At 70.9% G+C, this 22,898-nt stretch carries 15 protein-coding genes and 1 pseudogene; 11 read left to right on the top strand and 5 right to left on the bottom strand.

What is annotated here, in order from left to right; genetic code table 11:
- Nucleotides 1-538 precede the first annotated feature (538 nt).
- Together AC1MFI_RS06380 and AC1MFI_RS06375 are read left to right on the top strand one after the other, a co-directional pair.
- Nucleotides 539-1,588, top strand: coding sequence for a zinc-dependent alcohol dehydrogenase family protein (locus tag AC1MFI_RS06380; RefSeq protein ID WP_479820276.1), 1,050 nt, complete (start codon nucleotides 539-541; stop codon nucleotides 1,586-1,588).
- Nucleotides 1,578-4,883 carry an HAD-IA family hydrolase gene (locus AC1MFI_RS06375; RefSeq protein ID WP_479820275.1) on the top strand — a complete coding sequence of 1,102 codons (3,306 nt, stop codon included), beginning with the start codon at nucleotides 1,578-1,580 and terminating at the stop codon, nucleotides 4,881-4,883. Before AC1MFI_RS06380 ends, AC1MFI_RS06375 begins: the two co-directional genes overlap by 11 nt.
- On the opposite strand, the gene AC1MFI_RS06370 is transcribed toward AC1MFI_RS06375, so the two are convergent.
- From AC1MFI_RS06370 to AC1MFI_RS06350, 5 genes and pseudogenes are all read right to left on the bottom strand, one after another.
- A complete protein-coding gene (locus AC1MFI_RS06370; RefSeq protein ID WP_479820274.1) occupies nucleotides 4,846-7,443 on the bottom strand; it encodes a cation-translocating P-type ATPase in 2,598 nt (865 codons plus the stop codon). The two genes, AC1MFI_RS06375 and AC1MFI_RS06370, sit on opposite strands and share 38 nt — an antisense overlap.
- A 234-nt stretch (nucleotides 7,444-7,677) precedes the next feature.
- Nucleotides 7,678-9,006 (bottom strand): annotated as a pseudogene (locus AC1MFI_RS06365) (AMP-binding protein).
- A gap of 42 nt (nucleotides 9,007-9,048) precedes the next feature.
- Complete coding sequence (locus AC1MFI_RS06360) at nucleotides 9,049-9,774, bottom strand: IclR family transcriptional regulator (protein ID WP_479820273.1); 726 nt, start codon at nucleotides 9,772-9,774, stop codon at nucleotides 9,049-9,051.
- A 1-nt stretch (nucleotide 9,775) separates the two neighbouring features.
- Nucleotides 9,776-11,686 (bottom strand): FAD-binding monooxygenase, encoded by a 1,911-nt coding sequence (locus AC1MFI_RS06355; RefSeq protein WP_479820272.1) that lies wholly within the window; start codon nucleotides 11,684-11,686, stop codon nucleotides 9,776-9,778.
- Between the two features lie 188 nt (nucleotides 11,687-11,874).
- Complete coding sequence (locus AC1MFI_RS06350; RefSeq protein WP_479820271.1) at nucleotides 11,875-12,129, bottom strand: hypothetical protein; 255 nt, start codon at nucleotides 12,127-12,129, stop codon at nucleotides 11,875-11,877.
- Between the two features lie 249 nt (nucleotides 12,130-12,378).
- Between AC1MFI_RS06350 and AC1MFI_RS06345 the strand changes: the two genes are divergently transcribed.
- The 9 genes from AC1MFI_RS06345 to AC1MFI_RS06305 all read left to right on the top strand — a co-directional run bounded on the left by AC1MFI_RS06345 (nucleotide 12,379) and on the right by AC1MFI_RS06305 (nucleotide 22,864).
- On the top strand, nucleotides 12,379-13,848 hold the full coding sequence (locus tag AC1MFI_RS06345) for a fumarylacetoacetate hydrolase family protein (RefSeq protein ID WP_479820270.1): 1,470 nt from the start codon (nucleotides 12,379-12,381) through the stop codon (nucleotides 13,846-13,848).
- Nucleotides 13,841-14,581, top strand: a complete 741-nt coding sequence (locus AC1MFI_RS06340) for a GntR family transcriptional regulator (protein ID WP_479820269.1) — start codon at nucleotides 13,841-13,843, stop codon at nucleotides 14,579-14,581. The genes AC1MFI_RS06345 and AC1MFI_RS06340 overlap by 8 nt, the downstream gene beginning before the upstream one ends.
- Entirely contained in the window at nucleotides 14,578-16,128 is a 1,551-nt protein-coding gene (hpaE, locus tag AC1MFI_RS06335) for a 5-carboxymethyl-2-hydroxymuconate semialdehyde dehydrogenase (protein ID WP_479820268.1), read from the top strand. Before AC1MFI_RS06340 ends, hpaE begins: the two co-directional genes overlap by 4 nt.
- Nucleotides 16,129-16,159: 31 nt before the next feature.
- The gene (hpaD, locus tag AC1MFI_RS06330; RefSeq protein WP_479820267.1) at nucleotides 16,160-17,239 is read left to right on the top strand and encodes a 3,4-dihydroxyphenylacetate 2,3-dioxygenase; all 1,080 of its coding nucleotides are present in this window, start codon (nucleotides 16,160-16,162) and stop codon (nucleotides 17,237-17,239) included.
- 19 nt (nucleotides 17,240-17,258) lie between these two features.
- Nucleotides 17,259-18,044 (top strand): 2-oxo-hept-4-ene-1,7-dioate hydratase, encoded by a 786-nt coding sequence (hpaH, locus tag AC1MFI_RS06325; RefSeq protein WP_479820266.1) that lies wholly within the window; start codon nucleotides 17,259-17,261, stop codon nucleotides 18,042-18,044.
- Complete coding sequence (locus tag AC1MFI_RS06320) at nucleotides 18,029-18,829, top strand: HpcH/HpaI aldolase family protein (RefSeq protein WP_479820265.1); 801 nt, start codon at nucleotides 18,029-18,031, stop codon at nucleotides 18,827-18,829. Before hpaH ends, AC1MFI_RS06320 begins: the two co-directional genes overlap by 16 nt.
- Nucleotides 18,830-18,959: 130 nt before the next feature.
- Entirely contained in the window at nucleotides 18,960-19,379 is a 420-nt protein-coding gene (locus tag AC1MFI_RS06315) for a hypothetical protein (protein WP_479820264.1), read from the top strand.
- Between the two features lie 212 nt (nucleotides 19,380-19,591).
- Nucleotides 19,592-20,341, top strand: coding sequence for an HAD family hydrolase (locus AC1MFI_RS06310; protein WP_479820263.1), 750 nt, complete (start codon nucleotides 19,592-19,594; stop codon nucleotides 20,339-20,341).
- 42 nt (nucleotides 20,342-20,383) lie between these two features.
- Nucleotides 20,384-22,864, top strand: coding sequence for a glycoside hydrolase family 65 protein (locus tag AC1MFI_RS06305; protein WP_479820262.1), 2,481 nt, complete (start codon nucleotides 20,384-20,386; stop codon nucleotides 22,862-22,864).
- Nucleotides 22,865-22,898: the final 34 nt, after the last annotated feature.

The following is a 22,898-nucleotide window of genomic DNA, read 5'->3' as shown; positions in this document are numbered from 1 at the left end:
CGCTGCTCTGCGTCCGGAGGACCACCGGAACTCTTACCGGAACTCCCGCCCGTTCGCCCGGACGGGCCGGACGCGTTCGAACCACCGAGTCCACCGGTGCTTCCGGCGCCCGGTCTTCCTCCTGTACCACCGCTACTGCCGGAGCTTGCAACGCCTGCGGCTTCACGACCGCCAGTGCCGCCGGTCAGTACCGGTGCGCTGCAAGAGCTATCGATCGCCCCCGGTCGCAGCGGTAGCTGAGGCATCCGTGGCCGCGGTTGTCGCAGCGGTTCCGGTTGCCGCTGCAGTGCCTCCGCCGTTGGTCACAGCAGGCACTGCGGATAATGGCGAGACCGGTGATAGGACCGCTCCCGCCGAGTCCGGGGTCCGCCCGGCGCGGACAGGGAAGAACCACCCCCGGAGTGCAGGGCTCGTGAAGCGTACGATGGGGGCTCTACACAGGGGAGTTCCCATGGCCCTCGAGGACGGTGCACAGATCCACGATCCGGCACGGCCTCGGACGGGCAACCCCGATCCGGCCCGGAAGGGCGGGTAGGCCATGCGGGCCTGGTGGATCGACTGCGACGCCCGGCATGCCCGCGACGCCGGGCCGGTGACCGGCGTCGGCGCCCCGCCGCTGGTGTTCGGCACCCGGCCCGACCCCGTCCCCGGTCCGGGCGAGCTCCTGGTGCGGGTCAGGGCCTGCGGGGTGTGCCGGACCGACCTGCACCTGGTCGAGGGCGATCTGCCCGCGAAGCACGCGCGAACGGTGCCGGGACACGAGATCATCGGTGACGTGGTGGAGACCGGGCCCGGTTGCCGGCTCTTCCGCCTCGGCGACAGGGTGGGAATCGCGTGGCTCCGCTCGACGTGCGGCACCTGCCGCTTCTGTGTCCGCGGCGACGAGAACCTGTGCCTGTCTCCGCGGTTCACGGGCTGGGACGACGACGGCGGCTATGCCGAGCTCGTCACCGTCCCGGAGGCCTTCGCGTATGCCGTGCCGCCGGAATTCTCCGACGAGGAAGCCGCACCGCTGCTCTGCGCCGGGATCATCGGGTACCGGGCGCTGCGCCGCTCCGGGGTACGGCCGGGCGGCCGGCTCGGCATCTACGGGTTCGGAGCGTCCGCCCACCTCGCCGCGCAGGTCGCGATGTTCGAGGGAGTGGAGGTAGCCGTGATGACGCGCTCCGAGAGCGCCCGTCGCCTGGCCTCGGCCCTGGGCGCAGCCTTCGTGGGGGAAGCGGCCGCGGAACCACCGCAGCCGCTGGACGCCGCCATCCTCTTCGCGCCCGCCGGCGCCCTCGTCCCCGCCGCGCTGCGGGCGCTGGACCGTGGTGGCACCCTGGCCATCGCGGGCATCTACCTCAGCGACATCCCGGAGTTGCACTACGCCGAGGAACTCTTCCAGGAACGCCGGCTCTGCAGTGTCACGGCGAACACCCGGACCGACGGCCGGGAACTCCTGGCACTCGCCGCCCGCATCCCGCTGCGTCCCACGATCCAGCGATATGCCTTCGCCGACGCGGACCGCGCCCTGGCGGATCTGGCGGAGGACCGCGTCAACGGTGCAGCGGTCCTGCACATGGCCGGCGGGCCCGGTGGAGCCTGAGGCCGGCGTCGGCATCCCCCGAGCCGGGCCGGCGCCCCGACCCGGCCGGCACGGCACCGTCGCCCCTACCGGCGCTCCCACGGTCACTCCCACCGTCACCCCTACCGTCTCTCCCACGGTTGCGGGCACGGTCTCCCCGTTCGACGCCGTGATCCTCGATCTCGACGGCGTCGTCACGGACACGGCGTCGGTGCACCGGGCCGCCTGGAAACACCTGTTCGACGCCGTCCTGGCGGATCCACGGGTCCCACCCGGCGCGGATCTGCGCCCCTTCGCGGACAGCGACTACTACGCCTGGGTGGACGGCCGCCCCCGGGAGCAGGGCGTGGAGATGTTCCTGCGCTCCCGCGGGATCGAGCTGCCGCCCGGCACGCCGTCGGACCCACCGGAAGCCTGGACCGTGCGGGGCCTGGGCGCGGCCAAGGACGCCCTGTTCCTCGACGAGCTGCGCCGGCACGGTGTGCTGGCCTTCCCGGGCACCGTCGAGCTGATCCACCGGCTGCAGGAGAGCCGTGTCCCGTGCGCCCTGGTCACGGCGAGCCGCAACGCAGTGTCGGTGCTCGCCGCCGCGGGGCTGCAGGGGGCGTTCGACGTCGTCGTCGACGGAACGATCGCCGGGGACCTCGGGCTGCCGGGCAAACCGGACCCGGCCACCTTCCTCGAGGCGGCACGGCGGCTGAAGGCGCACCCGTCCCGCACGGTGGTCATCGAGGATGCCACGAGTGGCGTGCGCGCAGCCCGCGACGGCGGGTTCGGGCTGATCGTGGGCATCGACAGAGCGGCGCAACGGACTGCTCTCGAACGTGCCGGTGCCGACATCGTGCTCGACGACGTCCGCGAGCTGGACATGGGCCTGGTCCTCACACATCGGTGGCACCTCATCTACGAAGGGTTCGACCCCTGGCACGAGGGCCACCGCGAAGCGCTGACCACCCTGGGCAACGGCCGCATGGCCACCCGCGGCGCCGCCCCGGAGGCCCACGCGGACGCCGCCCACTACCCCGGCACCTACCTGGCGGGCATCTACAACCGGTGCCCGGAGCTCGTGCGCGGGGAGGAGGCGGAGGGCGAGCACCTGGTCAACCTCCCGAACTGGCTGCCCCTCGACCTCCGGCTGCAGGCAGGCCCGTGGTGGTCCGAGGGGGGCCTGACCCTGCTGCAGCAGCGCCGGGAGCTGGACCTGAAGCGAGCGCTCCTGTCCCGGCGGGCGGTGCTCGAGGATGCGCACGGCAGGCGGCTGGACGTCCACCAGCGCCGGATCGTCTCCATGGCCCAGCCCGGCCTGGCCGTGCTGGAGACCACCCTGACAGCCCGCGGGTGGAGCGGGGCCGTGGAGATCCGCACGGGAATCGACGCGGACGTGGTCAACGGCAACGTCCCCGAAGATGCGGCATTGGGGGGCCGTCACCTCGACGTCCTGGGCCGCCGCGTGAGTTCCGGCGTCGAGATCGTGGAGGTGCTGACCCGGCAGAGCTGCCTCCGGGTCGCCGTCGCAGTGCGGGTCGATGTCACGGGTCCGGGTGGCACCCCCGTAGAGGTGGTCAGCAGTCCCGCTCCGGACGACGCCGGGGGGACCCGCGCCCGCTGGCTGCAGCACCACGCGGCCGCCCTCGCGGACGGAGTGCCCCTGACCGTCTGCAAGACCGCCGCCGTCATCAGTTCGAGGGACCGGGCGCTGTCCTCACCCCTGTCCGCGGCGCTCGCCGTCCTGGCCCGCGCGGCGGGAGGCTTCACGCCGGCGCTCGCCGCCCACGAGGACACGTGGCGGCCGCTCCTGGAGCTGTTCGGTTTCGACCTGCATGCCGACCGTCAGACCCAGTTCGTCCTGAACCTCCATGTGTTCCATCTGCTGCAGACCCTCTCCGAGCACACCGCGGATCTCGACGCGGGCGTGCCGGCGCGCGGGCTGCACGGCGAGGGATACCGCGGGCACATCTTCTGGGACGACCTGTTCGTGCTGCCGCTGATCACGTCCCGCCTCCCGTGGGTGACCCGCTCGCTGCTGGAGTACCGGTGGCGCCGCCTGGACGCGGCCCGCGATCGCGCGCGTGTGGCCGGGCTCGCCGGGGCCATGTTCCCGTGGCGCAGCGGCAGCGACGGGACCGAGGACACCCCGCCGTGGCTCTACAACCGCTTCTCCGGGTCGTGGACGCCGGATCATTCCCACCTGCAACGCCACGGCGGCCTCGCCATCGCCTACAACGCCTGGCAGTACTACGAGGCCACCGCCGACCGCGACTGGATCCTCGGACACGGAGCGGACCTGATCGTCGAGATCGCCCGCTCCTTCGCCGCCGCCGCGGAGTACGACGCCCAGGACGGCAGGTTCCATCTGCTCGGTGTCGTAGGGCCGGACGAGTACCACGACGGCTACCCGGACCGCGCCGGGCAGGGCATCGACGACAACGCCTACACCAACGTCATGGCCTCCTGGGTCTGCTCCCGCCCCGCGAGGATCATGAACGCCGTCCGCGGCCGTGATCGCAGGGACCTGCGCCGCCGCCTCCACATCACCGGCGCCGAGCTGGACCGGTGGGACCTCCTGGCACGCCGGCTGCACGTGCCCTTCCACGACGGCGTGATCAGCCAGTTCCGGGGCTATGGGCAGCTCCGGGAGCTGGACTGGGAGCATTACCGGCGGACCTACGGGAACATCGAGCGTCTGGACCTCATCCTGGGCGCCGAGGGGGACAGCACCAACCGGTACAGGCTCTCCAAGCAGGCCGACGTCCTGATGCTGTTCTACGTCCTGGGCAAGGACCAGCTGGTGCGCAGGCTCCGACGGATGGGCTACGCCCTCACGGAGGAGCAGCAGGCGCGGACGGTGGAGTACTACCTCGCCCGTGTGGCCCACGGGTCCACCCTCAGCCGGGTGGCCCACGCCTCGGTGCTGGCGGCGTCGAACCCGGAACGCGCATGGGCCACCTTCCGTGAAGCGCTCGACGCCGATCTCGACGACACCCAGGGCGGCACCACGCGCACGGGCATCCACCTCGGCGCCATGGCCGGCAGCGTCGACGTGATCCAGCGGAGCTTTGCGGGCCTGAGGATGAGCGCCGACTCGCTCGTCTTCGCCCCGCGCCTGCCCACGGACCTGCGGCAGGTCTCCTTCCGGATCCGGTACCGGGGGCTGCCGCTGGGCGTCACCCTCGAACACGACATGCTGACGGTGATCGCCGCCGAGAGCACCGCTGATCCCGTCCGCGTCCGCGTGGGACGGGACGTGATGCTGGTGGAGCCCGGCAGCACGGTGCGGATCAGCCTGCGGCCGCCGCCGCCCTCCTCCGGCGCCTGATCCGCTTGTGCCAGGAGTCCGCCGCCAGCAGCGCGGGCATCGACAGCAGCGCCACCAGCAGACCGGCCGTCGTGGGCGGCGCATGCCCCAGCATGTCGGCGACAGGCACGATGAGCAGGAACCCCAGCAGTGCCGCGAGTTCCACGCCCGCGGCCCGCAGCATGAGCGGATTCGTCCGCCAGCCCAGCTGCCACGGCGGGACGGACTCGCTGCGGCAGGCAAAGGCATTGGCCAGTTGCGCCAGGACCACGGTGGTGAACGCCGCCCCGGAAGCCGCCGCGAGGATCCCGGCGGCGGGGAACCCCTCCCCGGGCCGCCACCCGGCCAGCCAGAGGGTGAGGGTGAAGGCGGCCATCTCGAAGACGGCCTCCACCGGGCCGAGGACCGCGAAGACGCGCACCATCAGCCGCGTATCCATGAGGTGCCGGCGTTCCGGCGGGCGTCGCATGGCCCGCTTGTCGGCCCGCTCGCTGCCCAGAGCCAGGGCCGGGAGAAGATCCGTCCCGATGTCCAGGAACAGGATCTGCAGCACCCCGAGCGCCAGCGGGAAGCTTCCGCCGGACAGCGCCCAGACCACGAAGGGAGTGAGTTCCGCGACGTTGTCGGTCAGATGGTAGGTGAGGAAGCGGCGGATGTTCGCATAGGTGGCACGGCCCTGCTCGACGGCGGCGACGATCGTCGCGAAGTCGTCGTCGAGCAGCACGAGGTCAGCCGCTTCCCGGGCGACGTCCGTTCCGCTGGCGCCCATCGCCACCCCGATATCGGCCTCCTGCAGTGCCGGGCCGTCGTTGACCCCGTCCCCGGTCATCGCCAGGACGTGTCCGCGCAGCTGCAGGGCCCGCGCGACCCTCAGCTTCTGCTCCGGGGACACCCTGCTGACCACCACGCCGTCCCGGTCCAGGAGCGCGCCGAGCAGGTGCTCGTCCTCCGGCAGGTCCTTGCCCTCGAGGACGGTCCGGTCGGGACCGAGCAGCCCGATCTCCGCGGCGATCGCCGCCGCCGTCGTCGGATGGTCCCCCGTGAGCATGGCCACCTTGATCCCGGCGGTCCGCGTGGCGCGCAGGGCTTCGGCCACCGATGCCCGTGGCGGGTCGTGCAGGCCCACGAGCCCGAGCAGTGTCAGCTGCTGTTCGAGGACTCCCGGATCGTCCGGCCAGGCCCGGTCCCGCCCGGACGTGCCGGGTAGCACCCGCTCGGCCACGGCGAGGACGCGCAGGCCGCGCCGAGCCATGTCGTCGAGCGCGGCCGCGCAGGCCGAGAGGTCGGCGGGCGCCACACACAACGGGAGCACGGATTCGGGGGCGCCCTTCAGGAGCAGGCGCCCGGCGACTGCCACGGATTCGCGCTTCCGGGCCGGGTCGAACGGCCAGCGGACGTCGACCGGAACCTCCGGAGCGCCTTGTCCGCGGTCCAGCCGGCGGGCCAACGCGTCCAGCGCCGCCTCCATGGGGTCGCCCTCAGCGGTCCATTGGTCGCCGTGCAGCACCGCCCGTCCACGGGACGCGGCGCACGCGGCCAGTGCAAGCCCGCGCGCCCGTTCGACGGCGTCCGCGCCGCCCGTGATACTCGCGCTCGGGGAGTAGCCGGAGCCGCTCAGCGTCACGGCGCCCTCCGGGGTCCAGACCTCGACGGCGCTCATCCGGTTCTGCGTCAGGGTGCCGGTCTTGTCGGTGCAGATGAACGTGGTGGACCCGAGCGTCTCGACGGCCTGCAGATGCCGTACCAGTGCGTTCCGGCCCGCCATGCGCTGGGCACCCATGGCGAGGGACAGCGTGACCGTTGGCAGGAGCCCCTCGGGGATCAGTGCCACGGACACGCCGATGGCGAACAGGAACGCGTCCCGCCAGGACGTACCGGCCAGCAGGGAGACGGCGAAGAACAGGCCGCCGATCGTCAGGGCGACCACCGAGATGATGCGGACCACCCGGCGGAGTTCGACGTCGAGGGGGCTTCGGGGTGGATGCGCGGCGGCGGTCAGGGAGGCGATCGCCGCGAGCCTCGTGCGCCTCCCGGTGGCCGTGACCTCCGCCTCGGCATTCCCGTTGACCAGGAACGTGCCGCCGAACCCCTCATCGCCGGGCTTCTTGGGCACGGGCTCGCTCTCCCCCGAGAGCATCGACTCATCCACGGTGCAGGACTCGGTCACGGCGAATTCGACGTCGCCCGGGATCCTGTCCCCGGCCGAGAGGAGCACCACGTCGCCGTGGACGATCTCCGCGGCGGGGATGCCCACCGCCCTGCCGTCACGCCGCACCAGCACCTGGGCGGGGAGCATGGCCCGGAGCTGCGCCGCCGCGCGTTCGGCGCGGGCCTCCTGCGCGTAGGCGAATACCCCGTTGATGATGACCACGATCGTCACGGCCACACCGAGTTGCGGCATGCCGGCCACGAAGGCCAGGGCTGCAGCCACCCACAGCATCACGGCGAAGAAGTGGGTGAATTCCGCGGCGAACGCCCGCCACCGTGGAACGGTGCGCGCCTGCGGCAGGAGATTGGGTCCGTCCGCTGCACGGTGCCGGGCCGCGTCCGCCGTGCTGAGGCCTTCGGCGGTCGTGGTCATGGCCGGGAACCGCTCGCGGACGGGCAGGGGGTCACCACTGCGGCTTCAGAGCGCGGCGTTCCGGCCGGCCCGGTTCGACGAGCGAGGTCCACGATCTTCTCCGACCCTAGGGGCACCGGTCCAGTATGGGCTCCTGATCCGCCCTTGGGCAGGGCCCTCCGGCACTCGTCGCGGTTCCGGACGCCAGGTCGGCGAGGAGGCCCGGGTGCTGGCCGGGCGCGGGCCCGGTGCGGGTCAGGCGCGGGGAGGGAGGTCGTAGATCCGCCTGAGCTTCCCGCTGGACCGCACGAGTGAGCCCTGCTCGACGACGGTGACGGCGCAGGTCGAGCCGATCTGGGCCTTCACCTGGTACCGCAGCTCCACGGCGGCCGCTGCGGCGTCCGCGGCCGTGACCCCCTCCCGCGGCTCCACCTTGATGGTCAGCTGGTCCATGCGCTGCCCCTCCGGGCGGGTGAGTTCGAGCTGGAAGTGCGGGCTCAGGGCCGGGATGCGCAGGGCGAGCTCCTCGACCTGCGTGGGGAAGAGGTTCACCCCGCGCACGATCACCATGTCGTCGCTCCGGCCCGTGATGCGCTCCATCCGGCGCATGCCCGGCCGCGGTACCGGGCAGCAGGCGGGTGAGGTCGTGTGTGCGGTAGCGGATGATCGGCAGTGCCTCCTTCGTCAGGGAGGTGAGGACGAGCTCGCCCGCCTGGCCGTCGTCGAGCACGATCTCCGTGAAGGGATCGAGGATCTCGGGCGGAAGTGGTCCTCCCAGAGGTGCGAGCCGTCCTTGGACTCCACGCACTCACCGGCGACACCGGGTCCCATGACCTCGGACAGCCCGTAGATGTCGCAGGCGTCGAATCCCATCCGTCCCTCGAGTTCCTGGCGCATGCCCTCGGTCCACGGTTCGGCCCCGAGGACCGCGGTCCTCAGCGACGTCGCCGTCGGGTCCATGCCCGCAGCGGCCATCGTGTCGAGGATCGTCAGGAGGTAGGTGGGCGTGGCGAGGATCGCGTCCGGTTCGAAGTCCCGGATGAGCTGGACCTGCCGCTCGGTCTGCCCACCGGAGACCGGGATGACCGTGCAGCCGAGCCGCTCCGCGCCCGCATGGGCACCGAGCCCGCCGGTGAAGAGCCCGTACCCGTACGCGTTGTGGACCTTCCAGCCCGCCCTCACGCCGGAGGCGCGCAGCGACCGCGCCACCAGCGAGGCCCAGCGGTCCAGGTCCCCCGTGGTGTACCCGACGACGGTCGGCTGACCCGTGGTGCCCGACGACGCGTGGATCCGCGCCACCTGGGACTGCGGCACGGCGAACATGCCGAACGGGTACGTGCTGCGGAGGTCCTCCTTGGTGGTGAACGGGAATGTGGCCAGGTCCGTCAGCTCACGCAGGTCCTCCGGGTGGACGCCCGCGTCGTCGAACTTCCTCCTGTACAGGGGTACGCGTGCGTAGGCATGGGCGAGCGTGGACCGAAGCCGTTCGAGCTGGACGGACTCGATGTGGTCCCGCGACCACGTCTCCTCGACGTCGAGGGCGGCGGGATCGGCGGGATCGGCTCGCAGGGGAAGAGCGGGCATGGGGACTCCTTGGCAGCGTGGGTCAGGGGTGGCGACAGGACATCACAGGACGGCTTCGACGGCGCGGGCGGCCCGGGCGACGCGGGCACCGATCTCCTCCACGCTTCGGTCGCTGCGGAGGTAGACGACGGCGAGCGCGGCAGGAAGCTGCCCGCGGACGCGAATCGGTGCGGCGACGGAGCTCACGCCCGGAATCACCTCGTCCCTGCTGACCGCATAGCCGGTGGCGGCGGCGATCCTCGACTCCTCCCGGTACGGCTCGCCCGGTGCGAGGCGCTGCCAGGAGGCCTCCGCCAGCGCCGACTGGATGGCGATACCCGGAGCGCCGGCGTCGAACCGGTGGCGTGAGCCCGGCCGCTGGACGAGGGTCCCCTCGCCGTGCGGCGGCTCCACGGCCACCAGGGTGACGCAGTGGCGCCGGTCCCGCACGGCGATGAACGCCGTCATCTGCAGGTCGGCCGCCGCCGCCGTGAGCTCCGGGAGTGCGGCCGCCTGCAGCCGGGGTGCCACTCCCCTGGCCAGGTTCACGAGCCCGGGCCCGGCCTGGAACCTCCCGCCCGCGTCCCGCACGATGAGCGCATGCTCCTCGAGCGTCCGCAGGATCCGGTAGGCGATGGAGCGGTGGACACCCAGTGCATCCGCGATCTCCGCCGTCGTCCGGCCGTCCGGCGCGCCGGCAAGGATCTCCAGGGCGCGGATGCCGCGGGACAGCGTCTGGGACGCCGGGACAGCCGCCGTCGCTGTCCGGCCCTCGTCCGAGGCCCGCATGTCAGGCCGACGCCCGCGCGGATCTCCGCTCCGACCGCGGCGGCAGCAGTGGGGCGAAGAAGCGGGCAAGGCCTGCGGCGTCGGCCAGGGGCAGCACGTGCGCCACGTACTGGTCCGGGCGGACCACGACGACGACGCCGGTGCGGTCGATCCCGCGGAGGTCGAAGATGTCCGCGGCCGGGTCCGCGGCGTACACCTTCTCGTAGTCGGTGAGCCCGAAGGGCCCCACCGCGGGCTTGAACTCCCGGGGTACCTGCCCGATATCCACCTGGGTGTGGGCCTGCTGGTAGATCACCTTCACGTCGAACCAGGCGTCCCGATCGGCTCCCCGGGGTGTGGCAGCGAGGGGCGAGTCGGCGGCACCGCCGAGCCATGCGGCGAAGTCCGCCACTCCCGATGCCGTCCCGGGTTCCGCCCGGTCCGCGAACACATAGATGCGCCACCGCCCGTCCGCCGTCGCGTGGTGGCCCAGGTGCATCGGCACGCCGTCGCAGACGCGCACCACGGGAGCGGACTTGAAGCGCTTGCCGATCGGGAAGCCCCCCGCGAGGTCCTGGTGCGTGGGCTCGGCGACCAGCACGGACGGCGCGTACTGGGTTCTGAAGCCCGCCGGGAACTCCGCCGTCTGCACGTAGAAGTCCTCGAGCTCCGAGGGGTCGGCGAACTCCTCGGGCTTCTTCGCCATCAGCATGGACCACTCCCGGTCGAATGCGATGAGGTCCTTCGCCACGACCTGGCGCTCGGCGGAGTAGGTCGCCAGCAGGCTCTCCGGGCTGCGGCCCTCGAGCACGTGGCCGAGCTTCCAGCCGAGGTTGAAGCCGTCCTGCATCGAGACGTTCATCCCCTGGCCCGCCTTCGCGCTGTGGGTATGGCAGGCATCGCCCGTGATGAAGACGCGCGGGGTGCGCTCTCCCCTCTGCTCCGGCAGGACGTCGTCGAACCTGTCCGTGAGGCGATGGCCCACCTCGTAGACGCTGTGCCAGGCGACGTTGCGCACGTCGAGCGTGTACGGGCTGAGGATCCGGTTCGCCTTCGCGATGATCTGTTCCACCGTCGTGCTGCGGACGGCTCCGTTGTCCGCGGGGTCTACCTCGCCGAGATCCACGTACATCCGGAAGAGGTGGCCGCCCTCGCGCGGAATGAGCAGGATGCTGCCGCCCGCCCCCGACTGGATGGCGCACTTGCGGCGGATGTCGGGGAAGTCGGTGACCGCCAGGGCATCCATCACCCCCCAGGCGTGGTTGGCCTGGTCCCCCGCCAGCGTGCAGCCGATCGCCTGCCGCACCCTGCTGCGGGCGCCGTCGGCACCGACCACGTACTTCGCGCGCACGATGCGCTCGGCACCCCCGCGCGTGGTGTCGACGACGGAGACGCGGACGGGGTACTCGTACCCGTCGTCGACTGTCAGGCCGGCGAACTCGACGCCGTAGTCCGGTTCCATCCGGGTGGGTGCGTTCTTCATGAACTCGGCGAAGTAGTCGAGGACCCGGGCCTGGTTGACGATGAGGTGGGGGAACTCGCTGATGCCGGTCGGGTCGTCATCCGGACGGGCCGTGCGGATGATGCGCGAGGGGTCCTGGGGGTCCGGCTTCCAGAACGCCATCTCGACGATCCGGTAGGCCTCGTCGATGATGCGGCGGGCGAACCCGAAGGCCTGGAAGGTCTCGACGCTGCGGGCCTGGATCCCGTCCGCCTGGCCGATGACGAGCCTGCCCGGGCGTCGCTCCACGATGCGCGTGGTGATGCCCGGGAACTGCGAGAGCTGCGCTGCGGCGATCATCCCCGCCGGTCCGGTACCCACGATGAGGACGTCGACCTCGTCCGGGAGTTCCGTCGGACGGGTCAGGCCGACCCCGGCGGCCGGCTGGACGCGGGGATCGCCGGACACATAGCCGTGGTGGTGGAATTGCACGGGCTGGCCTCACTCCATCGTGGTTGTGCCGCTGCCTGCTCGTTCGATAATCGAACACGCCGTTCTGCTTTTGTAGGGCGATGGTAGCCGGGAGGGCGGCGGTACTCAACGTCCTGCCCACGAGCGTCAGTCACGGGCAGGACGAGGGGCAGCGGCCTCCGCTTCGAACCGGCCGCCGGTCGGGGATCTCAGCGTCGGATGCCCTTCCAGAAGTACGCGACCGGGCCGGCGAAGTTGATCGCGATGATGGCAGCCCAGATGCCCTTGGAGCCGTTGACCGCCTCCCGGGGACGGGTTGCCAGATCCGCCCAGGCGGTGGCGGCGAGGGACAGTTGCACGGAGGCGAGGATCATCACCCTCGCCTTCTGCCTGTCCGTCAGGTCGCTCCACCGCTTGCGGGTGGCGCGCTTCGAGGGGTGGGTGCGTGCGGTGCGGTCGGCCATGGGTGTCTCCCTAGTCGGAGCCCGTGTCGGACGCGGAGCTGAAGCCTCGTCCCCGGTGCACGGGCCGGACGGAACCTTCGGGTGCTCATTCCACCACGGACCGGGCCCCACCACCATGGCAGCGGTGGGATCGATCTGCGCTCCGGAGCCTCGCCGGGTGCAGGACTGCAGGACCAGCGCCGCCCTTGACGTGTCGGGAACGCCCACCTACTCTTCGTATACGATTTCGTACTCAATGAGGAGGAACGGGTGGATCTGCTCGACGACGGCGTCCTGGCCGCAGCCCGCAAGGTCGTCGCGGTCCACCTCAACTACCCCAGCCGGGCCGCCCAGCGTGGACGCACGCCCGACCAACCGTCGTACTTCCTGAAACCGCCGTCGTCCCTGGCTCTGTCCGGTTCGACCGTGGAACGTCCCGCCGGCTGCGAGCTGCTCGGCTTCGAGGGCGAGATCGTCCTCGTCATCGGCACCCCCGCCCGCAGGGTCCCCCTCGAGACGGCCTGGAGCCACGTCCGATGGGTCACGGCCGGCAACGATCTCGGAGTGTACGACCTGCGCTACGCGGACAAGGGATCCAACCTGCGATCCAAGGGCGGGGACGGCTTCACCCCGGTGGGCCCCCGCCTGATCCCGGCGTCCGACGTCGACCCCGCCGCGCTCCGGATCCGCACCTGGCACAACGGCGCCCTGGTGCAGGACGACACCTCCGCCGACCTCCTCTTCCCGTTCGCCCGGCTTCTCGCCGACCTGTCGCAGCTCCTCACGCTCGAAGCCGGCGACATCATCCTCACCGGCACGCCGGCGGGAGCGTCGGTCGCCCGTCCGGGCGACCTGCTGGAGGTCGAGGTGGTCTCCGGCGGCCTCTCCACGGGGCGTCTGGCCACCACGGTCAGCGAGGGTACGACGCCGCTGGCCGCGTTCGGTGCCCGCCCGAAGGTCGACGACCTCCAGCGCGAGGAGGCCTACGGCTCCCGCGAAGCGGCAGGGCTCAGCGAACCAGCGGGGCCGCGCGGGGTCCTCACACCCGGACTCAGGGAGAAGCTCGGGCAGGTCTCCACCGCCACCCTCTCCTCCCAGCTCCGGAAGCGCGGCCTGAACAACGTCAGCATCGACGGCCTGACCTCCACGCAGCCGGGCCGGCGCGTGGTCGGCACCGCCCGCACCCTCCGCTATGTGCCGAACCGCGAGGACCTCTTCGCCGCCCATGGCGCGGGCTACAACGCCCAGAAGCGCGCCATCGACACCGTGGACGGGGGCGAGATCCTCGTCATGGAGGCCCGCGGAGAGAAGGGCACCGGCACCGTCGGGGACATCCTGGCCCTCCGCGCCCAGGTGCGGGGCGCCGCGGCGATCATCACGGACGGAGGCGTCCGGGACATCACCGCGGTAGCGGCCCTGGACATGCCGACCTTCTATGCCAATCCGCACCCCGCCGTGCTGGGGCGGCGCCACATCCCCTGGGACACGGACGTCACCATCGCCTGCGGCGGCACGACCGTCCAGCCCGGCGACATCATCGTGGCCGATGCCGACGGCATCCTCGTGATCCCGCCCGCCCTCGCGGCAGAACTGGCCGAGGACGCCCTCGCACAGGAACGCGAGGAGGCGTTCATCGCCGAGATGGTGGCCGGCGGCCACGGCGTGGACGGCCTGTACCCGCTGAACGCCGCCTGGCGGGAGCGCTACGATCAGTGGCGCGAGGGACACGCCGATGACTGAGCCGGCCGGCAGCTCCGGCGACGCCCCCTCGGGAGCCAGCAAGTCGCAGCAGGCCTACGACGCCGTCAAGCAGCGGATCGTGGGGGGCAGCTATCCGCCCGGGCATCGTCTGGTCCTCGCTGCGATCGCTCAGGATCTGGCAGTCAGCGTGGTGCCCGTGCGTGAGGCTATCCGCCGCCTCGAAGCCGAGGGCCTGGTCACCTTCCAGCGGAACGTCGGGGCCACCGTCGCAGGGATCGACCCCACCGAATACCTCTACACGATGCAGACCCTGAGCCTCGTCGAAGGAGCCGCGACGGCGCTGTCCGCACCGCTGATCGGCGCCGGGGACATCGCGCGCGCCCGTGCGGTCAACGAGGAGATGCGCTCCTGCCTGCAGGACTTCGACCCCCTGCGCTTCACCCGCCTGAACCAGGACTTCCACGCCATCCTCTTCGAGCGCTGCCCCAATCCTCACATCCTGGACCTGGTGCACCGCGGGTGGAACCGGCTCGCATCGCTGCGGTCCTCGACCTTCCGTTCCGTGCCGGAGCGCGCGCGCGAATCCGTCGAGGAACACGAGGAACTGCTGGCCCTGATCGACTCGGGAGCCGATGCCACCACGATCGAGTGGGCGGCCCGGCGCCACCGCGGCGCCACCCTCGACGCCTACCTCACGCACCACCGTACCCACGACGGCGCTCCCGGAGGCGCACGTGACACCGCCCACCCCCACGGTCAGGACCACTCATGACGATCCCCGGTGCACCAGCAGCGGCAGTAACCCGGCAGCGCATCCCGGAGGGACTGCCGTCTGCCCTCCGGCACTACATCGACGGCCGGTTGGTCGACTCCGTGGGCGGGGAGACGTTCGAGGTCCTGGACCCCGTGTCCAACACCGCATACGCCACCGCCGCGGCCGGGCAGAAGGAGGACATCGACCTCGCGGTGGCCGCTGCCAGGGAGGCCTTCACCGACGGACCGTGGCCGAGGATGAAGCCCCGGGAGCGTGCCCGTGTGCTCAACCGGATCGCCGACGCCGTGGAGGCCCAGGAGGACCGGCTCGCCGAACTCGAGACCTTCGACACCGGCCTGCCCATCACCCAGGCGAAGGGCCAGGCGCTGCGTGCGGCGGAGAACTTCCGCTTCTTCGCGGACCTCATCGTCGCCCAGTTCGACGACGCCATGAAGGTGCCGGGCTCGCAGATCAACTACGTGAACCGCAAGCCGATCGGCGTCGCCGGGCTCATCACGCCGTGGAACACGCCCTTCATGCTCGAGTCCTGGAAACTCGCACCGGCCCTGGCCACCGGGAACACCGTGGTCCTGAAGCCGGCCGAGTTCACGCCCCTCTCCGCGTCCCTGTGGGCTCAGATCTTCCAGGACGCGGGCCTGCCCGACGGCGTCTTCAACCTCGTCAACGGGCTCGGGGAGGAGGCCGGCGACGCCCTCGTGAAGCACCCCGACGTCCCGCTGATCTCCTTCACCGGGGAGACCACCACCGGCCGGACGATCTTCCGCAACGCTGCGGATCACCTCAAGGGGCTGTCGATGGAGCTCGGCGGGAAATCCCCCTGCGTCGTCTTCGCCGACGCGGACATCGACGCGGCGATCGACTCGGCCCTCTTCGGGGTGTTCTCGCTCAACGGCGAGCGTTGCACAGCCGGCTCCCGCATCCTCGTCGAGCGCGCCGTGTACGACGAGTTCTGCGAGAAGTACGCCGCGCGGGCGAAGGCCATCGTCGTCGGCGACCCGCACGACCCGGCCACCGAGGTCGGGGCGCTGGTGCACCCCGAGCACTACGCCAAGGTGGCCTCCTACGTGGAGATCGGCAAGACCGAAGGGCGCCTGCTCGCCGGCGGTGGCCGCCCGGAGCACCTCCCGGAGGGCAACTACATCGCCCCCACGGTCTTCGCCGACGTGGTGCCGGATGCGCGGATCTTCCAGGAGGAGATCTTCGGTCCCGTCGTCGCCCTCACGCCCTTCGACACCGACGCCGAGGCCCTGGCACTCGCGAACACCACGAAGTACGGGCTCGCGGCCTACGTGTGGACGAAGGACCTGACCCGGGCCCACACCTTCGCGCAGAGCGTCGAGGCGGGCATGGTGTGGCTCAACAGCCACAACGTCCGCGACCTCCGCACGCCCTTCGGCGGGGTCAAGGCCTCCGGCCTCGGCCACGAGGGCGGCTACCGCTCCATCGACTTCTACACCGACCAGCAGGCCGTGCACATCACCCTCGGCACCGTCCACACGCCGAAGTTCGGCAGCATCGCAGACTCCGCAGCCAACGAAGGCTGACACCCCGCCCGCTCGACGAAGAGAGAACGCCATGGCCCAGCCCATCCCCGCGCCCTCGGTCCCCGCCCCGGACATCGTCCGTTGCGCGTACATGGAGATCGTGGTCACCGACCTCGCCCGCTCACGGGAGTTCTACGTGGACGTGCTCGGCCTGCACGTCACCGAGGAGGACGACGGTGCGATCTACCTGCGTTCCCTCGAGGAGTTCATCCACCACAACCTCGTGCTGCGCAAGGGTCCGATCGCTGCCGTCGCGGCCTTCGCGTACCGCGTGAAGTCGCCTGCCGAGGTCGATGTCGCCGAGGCCTACTACCGTGAGCTCGGCTGCCGCACCGAACGCCGCACGGGAGGCTTCACGAAGGGCGTCGGCGACTCGGTCCGCGTCGAGGATCCGCTGGGGTTCCCCTATGAGTTCTTCTTCGACGTGCAGCACGTGGAGCGCCTCACGCAGCGCTACGACCTGTACTCCGCGGGTGAACTGGTGCGCCTGGACCACTTCAACCAGGTCACCCCGGACGTGCCGCGTGGCCGGGCGTACCTCGAGGACCTGGGCTTCCGGGTCTCGGAGGACATCCAGGACTCCGACGGCGTGACCTACGCCGTGTGGATGCACCGCAAGCAGACGGTGCACGACACAGCGCTGACCGGCGGCAACGGTCCCCGCATGCATCACGTTGCGTTCGCCACGCACGAGAAGCACAACATCATCCAGATCTGCGACAAGATGGGCGCCCTGCGCATCAGCGACCGCATCGAGCGCGGGCCCGGACGCCACGGCGTCTCGAACGCCTTCTACCTCTACATCCTCGACCCGGACGGTCACCGCATCGAGATCTACTGCCAGGACTACTACACCGGGGACCCCGACAATCCCACCATCACGTGGGACGTCCACGACAACCAGCGCCGTGACTGGTGGGGCAACGCCGTGGTGCCGTCCTGGTACACGGAGGCGTCCCTCGTGCTGGACCTCGACGGCACCCCGCAGCCGGTCACCGAGCGGGACGAGCGCAGCGAAATGGCCGTCACCGTCGGCGCTGACGGCTTCTCCTACACCCGCCGGGACGACGGCGGCGCGGCCGAGGGCTTCAAACTCGGCGCCCAGCTCTGAGACCCGCAGGAGGACCCCCATGCTCGATCCCCGGACCATCAGCCGGATCGCCGATGAACTGCTCGACGCCGCCCGAACGCGCGCGCCCGTCCCCCTGCTCACCGCGCGCTACCCGGGCATGACGGTGGAGGACTCCTACGCCGTCCAGAGGGTGTGGCGGCAGCGCAACGAGGAGGCGGGCCGCCGGCTCGTCGGGCGGAAGATCGGCCTCACCTCGCGGGCGATGCAGGCGGCAACCGGCATCGCGGAACCGGACTACGGCGCCATCTTCGACGACATGGTGTTCGAGACGGGCTGCTCGGTCGAGTGGCGCCGGTACGCGCACCCCCGCGTCGAGGTCGAGCTCGCCTTCGTCCTCAAGCACGACCTCGCCGGACCGGGCTGCACGATCTTCGACGTGCTCAGGGCGACCGAGTACGTGGTCCCCGCGCTCGAGATCCTGGACTCGAGGATCGAGATGGACGGCCGGACCATCGTGGACACCATCGCGGACAATGCGGCGATGGGCGCCATGGTGGTCGGCGGGCGCCCGGTTCGACCCGACGCCGTCGACCTGCGCTGGGTGTCCGCCATCCTCTACAAGAACCAGGTCGTGGAGGAGACCGGCGTGGCGGCCGGGGTACTCGACCACCCGGCTGCCGGCGTGCACTGGCTCGCCAACAAGATCGCCGCCCACGGCGACGGCCTGAAGGCCGGGGACATCATCCTCGCCGGCTCCTTCACCCGACCCCTGTGGGTCTACGAAGGCGATACCGTCCACGCCGACTACGGACCACTGGGAGCTGTGACATGCCGCTTCGACTAGGACCCACCTTCGCCGGCGACCTCGCTGCCGCGGATCGGGCGCTCGCCGGCATGTGGGTGTGCTCCGGCAGCCCGCTCGTCGCCGAGGTCTGCGCCGGATCCGGGCTGGACTGGCTCCTCATCGACGCCGAGCACAGTCCCAACGGGCTCGAATCGATCCTCGCCCAGTTGCAGGCCGTCCACGGATACCCGGTGCAGGCCCTCGTCCGACCGCCGGTCAACGACACCGTGCTCATCAAGCAGTACCTCGACCTGGGCGTCCAGAACCTCCTGATCCCGATGGTGAACACGGTGGCCGATGCCGAAGCAGCCGTCGCCGCCACTCGCTATCCCCCCGAGGGCGTCCGCGGGGTCGGCTCGGCGCTGGCCCGCGCGGCCCGCTGGAACAGGATCCCCGACTACCTCGCGGCTGCCTCCCGGACGATCAGCCTCACGGTGCAGATCGAGTCGGCGACCGCCGTCGAGGCGGTGGAGGACATCCTCACGGTCGACGGCGTGGACGCGATCTTCTTGGGTCCTTCCGACCTGGCCGCGTCCATGGGCCTGCTCGGGCAGCAGGAACATCCGGACGTGCGCGCCGCCGTAGAGCACTGCCTCTCAGTAGCCCGGTTCGCCGGGAAGCCGGCCGGCGTCAATGCGTTCAGCCCGGTCATCGCGCGGGGCTATCTGGACGCCGGCGCCCGCTTCCTCCTCGTCGGCGCCGACGTCGCCCTCCTCGCCCGCGGGTCCGAAGCCCTCGCCGCCGCGTTCGTCCCGCCGTCCGGGGGTTCCCCAGCGAGCTACTGACGGAGCCGGCTGCTCCGCCTCCAGCCGCGCGCGTCTCCGGCAACCGCTCCGGCGGCGGGCGGCTGCCTGCTACAGGCTGTGCGCCGCGTCGATCCGGCGTCGGCACGGCGCGGGTCGCTACGATCCAAGCATGAGCCGACCTCCTTCCCCCGCCCCGGCGCCCAGAGGCCCCACTGTCCTCGCTGCCCTCCTCCTCGCCGTCGTCGCGGCGTTCCAGGCTGCGCTGGCGTCCGGAGCGCCGTGGGGAAGGGCCGCCTATGGAGGCTCCCACCGGGGTTCCCTGCCCGTCAGGTACCGGACGGTAAGCACCATCTCCTCGATCGCCTATGCCGCGCTGGCCCTGGTCACGCTCGGCAGGGGCCCCGGCGCGACGACGAGGCGTCGCGTCCTGACGGGCGCCTCGGGCCTGATGGCCGTGGGCACCGTGATAAACCTGGCATCACGATCCCGTCTGGAACGGATTCTGTGGAGCCCGGTGGCGGGAATCCTTGCCGTCACCCTGCTGCACGTGGCGCGGCGAGTCCCGGCCGATGAGCACGGACGACGATAAGCGCAAGAGCCATGGGCCGGTCGGATCGCCGGTCCATCGAAGGCTAGACTGAGCCTTTCGGAGACTCCCCGTTCGGGCGGATCCGCGAAAGGCCTCCTGCCCGGATCCGGCCCTCACCTTTCCCCTCCTCGTCGATGGCGACCGTCCTCGACCCATTCCTTCCGCGCGCGCGGAAGGAATGCCATCACCCCACCTCGGAAAGCTGCCGCGCCGTGCCCCAGTCCCCAGCCTCGACCCGCCTCGCATCCCTCGAGGCGCTGCTCTTCGACCTCGACGGCGTCCTCACTCCCACGGCCGACGTCCACCGGCAAGCGTGGTCGCGATTGTTCGGCGCATTCCTGGCGTCGAAGGGGCACCATCAGGCCTACACGGACGAGGACTATCTCACCTACATCGACGGCAGGCCCCGCTACGACGGTGTGCGCGCGTTCCTCGCCTCGCGCGGCATCTCCCTGCCGGAGGGACATCCCGAGGACGGACCGGAGCTCGAGACCGTCTTCGGGCTGGGCAACCGGAAGAACAGGACCTTCAACGAGACGCTCCAGGACCGGGGCGTCACCGCGTACCCGGGTTCCGTCAAGCTGCTCGACGCCGCCGCAGCGAGCGGCGTGAAGATGGCGGTGGTCACGAGTTCACGCAACGGCGTCGCCGTCCTGAAGGCTGCCGGGCTCAGCGACCGCTTCGGGGTCGTCGTCGACGGCCTGCTCTCGATGGAACGCGGCATGGCGGGCAAGCCGGCACCGGACACCTATCTCCACGCCGCCGGCCTCCTGGGGCTTCCAGCCTCTGCCTGCGCGGTCGTCGAGGACGCGCCGTCGGGGATCGACGCCGGGAGGGCCGGTCGGTTCGGACTCGTCATCGGCGTCGATCGCGGCGTGGGCGCGGAGACGCTGCTGGCGCACGGCGCCGATCTGGTGGTCGAGGACCTCGCCGAGCTGGTCCCCCTCCTCCCCGCCCCCTGAGTTCTGCCAACGCCCCCGCTCCCCGGACACCCAGGACTTCCCATGAACCTCATCACCACAGACCCCGTCGACCGCAACCGCTTCCCCGTCGACGAGTGGGCACTCGTCGAGACCGGATTCGATGCCGGGAAGCAGGGCCACAACGAGACGCTCTTCGCCGTGGGCAATGGGTACCTCGGCATGCGGGGCAACCTCGACGAAGGCAGGGACGGGCACGCCTACGGCACGTTCATCAACGGTTTCCACGAGACGTGGCCCATCCAGCATGCGGAGGAGGCCTTCGGCTTCGCGCGGGTGGGACAGACGATCGTCAACGCCCCCGATGCGAAGATCATCCGCCTGTACGTCGACGACGAGCCCTTCGTCCTGACGGAGGCCGACATCCTGCGGCACTCACGCCGCCTCGACTTCGCCGACGGCGTCCTGACGCGCGAGGTCGAGTGGCGGACCCCCTCGGGCAAGCGCGTGCTCATCCGATCCCGCCGCATGGTATCGCTCACCGACAGGCATCTCGCGATCATCGACTACGAGGTGGAGATGCTCGACTCCGAGGCGTCCATCCTCCTCTCCAGCCAGATCCTCAACCGCCAGGACGGCGTGGACGAGTATCAGGTCAACCTCCTCCCGGAGGGCGGGGCATTCGATCCGCGGAAGGCCGAATCGTTCCGTGACCGGGTCCTCCAGCCGCGCCTCAAGCGCGTTGTCGGCTCCCGCTACCTGCTGGGCTACAGCACGACGAACTCGCAGATGACGATTGCCTGCGGGATCGAACACGACCTGGACACGGACAACGAGTGGGATGCGACGTCCCACATCGAGGACGACCTCGCGAAGCATGTGTACCGGGTCAAGGCGAAGCCGGGCCGGCCCGTCCGCCTCGTGAAGCACGTCACGTACCACACCGCGCGCGCCGTCCCGGTGCGTGAGCTCGCCGACCGCTGCAGCCGCACCCTCGATCGCGCGCGTGAGACCGCGCTGCCTGAGCACTTCCGGAACCAGCGCGACTGGCTGGCGGACTACTGGCACCGCTCCGACGTCGAGGTCGAGGGCCAGCCGGTCATCCAGCAGGCCGTCCGGTGGAACCTCTTCCAACTCGCCCAGTCCACGGCCCGCACGGACGGCGGTGGCATCGCCGCGAAGGGCGTCTCCGGATCCGGTTACGGCGGGCACTACTTCTGGGACACCGAGGTCTATGTCCTGCCCTTCCTGAGCTACACCGCGCCCGGCGTCGCACGGAACGCCCTCCGCTTCCGGCAGTCGATGCTCGAGCCTGCACGGGCGCGTGCAGCCGAACTGAACCAGCGCGGCGCACTGTTCCCGTGGCGCACGATCAACGGCCAGGAGTCGTCCGCGTACTACGCGGCGAGCACCGCCCAGTACCACATCGACGCGGACATCTCCTATGCCCTCATGCAGTACGTGGCGGCGACGGGAGACAACGACTTCCTCAACCGCGGCGCGATCGACATTCTCGTGGAGACCGCGAGGATGTGGGCCGATCTGGGGTTCTGGCGCAGCAACGGCGATGACAACTTCCACATCCATGGCGTGACGGGGCCCGACGAGTACACGACCGTGGTGAACGACAACCTGTACACGAACGTGATGGCGCGAGCCAATCTGCGTTCCGCGGTGCACGCCGTCGGATCACTCCGGGCCGTCGATCCCGCCGCCTACGAACTCATGGTCGCGCGCCTCGACCTGCGGGAGGACGAGCTGTCCGAGTGGACGCACGCCGCGGCCAGGATGCACATCCCCTTCGACGAGCGGGCGGGCATCCACCCCCAGGACGCGGCGTTCCTCGAGAAGGAGCTGTGGGACCTCGAGAACACTCCTCCGAGCAAGCGGCCCCTGCTGCTGCACTACCACCCGCTCGTGATCTACCGCTTCCAGGTACTCAAGCAGGCCGACGTCGTCCTCGCCCTCCACCTCCAGGGGCACGAGTTCACCATGGCGCAGAAGCGCTCCGACTTCGAGTACTACGAGGCCCTGACCACGGGCGACTCGACCCTGTCCGCCGTCGTCCAGTCGATCATCGCCGCTGAGGTGGGGTACCACGACCTCGCCCTCAAGTACTTCATGTCCGCCCTGTTCGTCGACCTCGCCGACCTCCACCGCAACACGTCGGACGGCATCCATGTCGCTTCGACCGGCGGGGTCTGGAGCGCCCTCGTCTACGGTTTCGGCGGCATGCGCGATCACGGCGGCCGGATCACCTTCGAGCCGCGACTGCCGGAGGGCTGGACGCGCGTGAGCTTCCACGTCACCCTCCTCGGTACCCGGGTGCGCGTGGACGTGATGCAGGACGCCCTCACCCTGACGGTGGAGACGGGCGATTCGGCGACGGTCTCGGTGCGTGGCCGCACCGTCCGGGTGACCGCCGGAGCCCCGGTGACGGTCGGTCTCGACGGCCAGGGACCGCGCCTGACCGGAACACCCACCACCAGCGACATCGAAGGGAGCCGCCGCGCCGACGGTTCCCTGGTCACGGCGTCGATCCCGAGGATCACCGTCAACCCCTGACCCGGCGGGGGCCGCGGCGGTCGGCCGCGGGCCG

Source organism: Arthrobacter sp. BC5 (genome assembly GCF_056680255.1).
The sequence above is the reverse complement of the archived record's forward strand: the minus strand, read 5'-3'. Positions and strand labels throughout refer to the sequence as shown.

What these genes read in the sequence shown, in the direction of transcription:
- AC1MFI_RS06350 (WP_479820271.1), bottom strand. Translation starts at nt 12,129, where the DNA reads ATGGCCGACCGCACCGCACGCACCCACCCCTCGAAGCGCGCCACCCGC.
- AC1MFI_RS06380 (WP_479820276.1), top strand. Translation starts at nt 539, where the DNA reads ATGCGGGCCTGGTGGATCGACTGCGACGCCCGGCATGCCCGCGACGCC.
- AC1MFI_RS06360 (WP_479820273.1), bottom strand. Translation starts at nt 9,774, where the DNA reads ATGCGGGCCTCGGACGAGGGCCGGACAGCGACGGCGGCTGTCCCGGCG.
- hpaD (WP_479820267.1), top strand. Translation starts at nt 16,160, where the DNA reads ATGGCCCAGCCCATCCCCGCGCCCTCGGTCCCCGCCCCGGACATCGTC.
- hpaH (WP_479820266.1), top strand. Translation starts at nt 17,259, where the DNA reads ATGCTCGATCCCCGGACCATCAGCCGGATCGCCGATGAACTGCTCGAC.
- AC1MFI_RS06315 (WP_479820264.1), top strand. Translation starts at nt 18,960, where the DNA reads ATGAGCCGACCTCCTTCCCCCGCCCCGGCGCCCAGAGGCCCCACTGTC.
- AC1MFI_RS06370 (WP_479820274.1), bottom strand. Translation starts at nt 7,443, where the DNA reads ATGACCACGACCGCCGAAGGCCTCAGCACGGCGGACGCGGCCCGGCAC.
- AC1MFI_RS06305 (WP_479820262.1), top strand. Translation starts at nt 20,384, where the DNA reads ATGAACCTCATCACCACAGACCCCGTCGACCGCAACCGCTTCCCCGTC.
- hpaE (WP_479820268.1), top strand. Translation starts at nt 14,578, where the DNA reads ATGACGATCCCCGGTGCACCAGCAGCGGCAGTAACCCGGCAGCGCATC.
- AC1MFI_RS06320 (WP_479820265.1), top strand. Translation starts at nt 18,029, where the DNA reads ATGCCGCTTCGACTAGGACCCACCTTCGCCGGCGACCTCGCTGCCGCG.
- AC1MFI_RS06340 (WP_479820269.1), top strand. Translation starts at nt 13,841, where the DNA reads ATGACTGAGCCGGCCGGCAGCTCCGGCGACGCCCCCTCGGGAGCCAGC.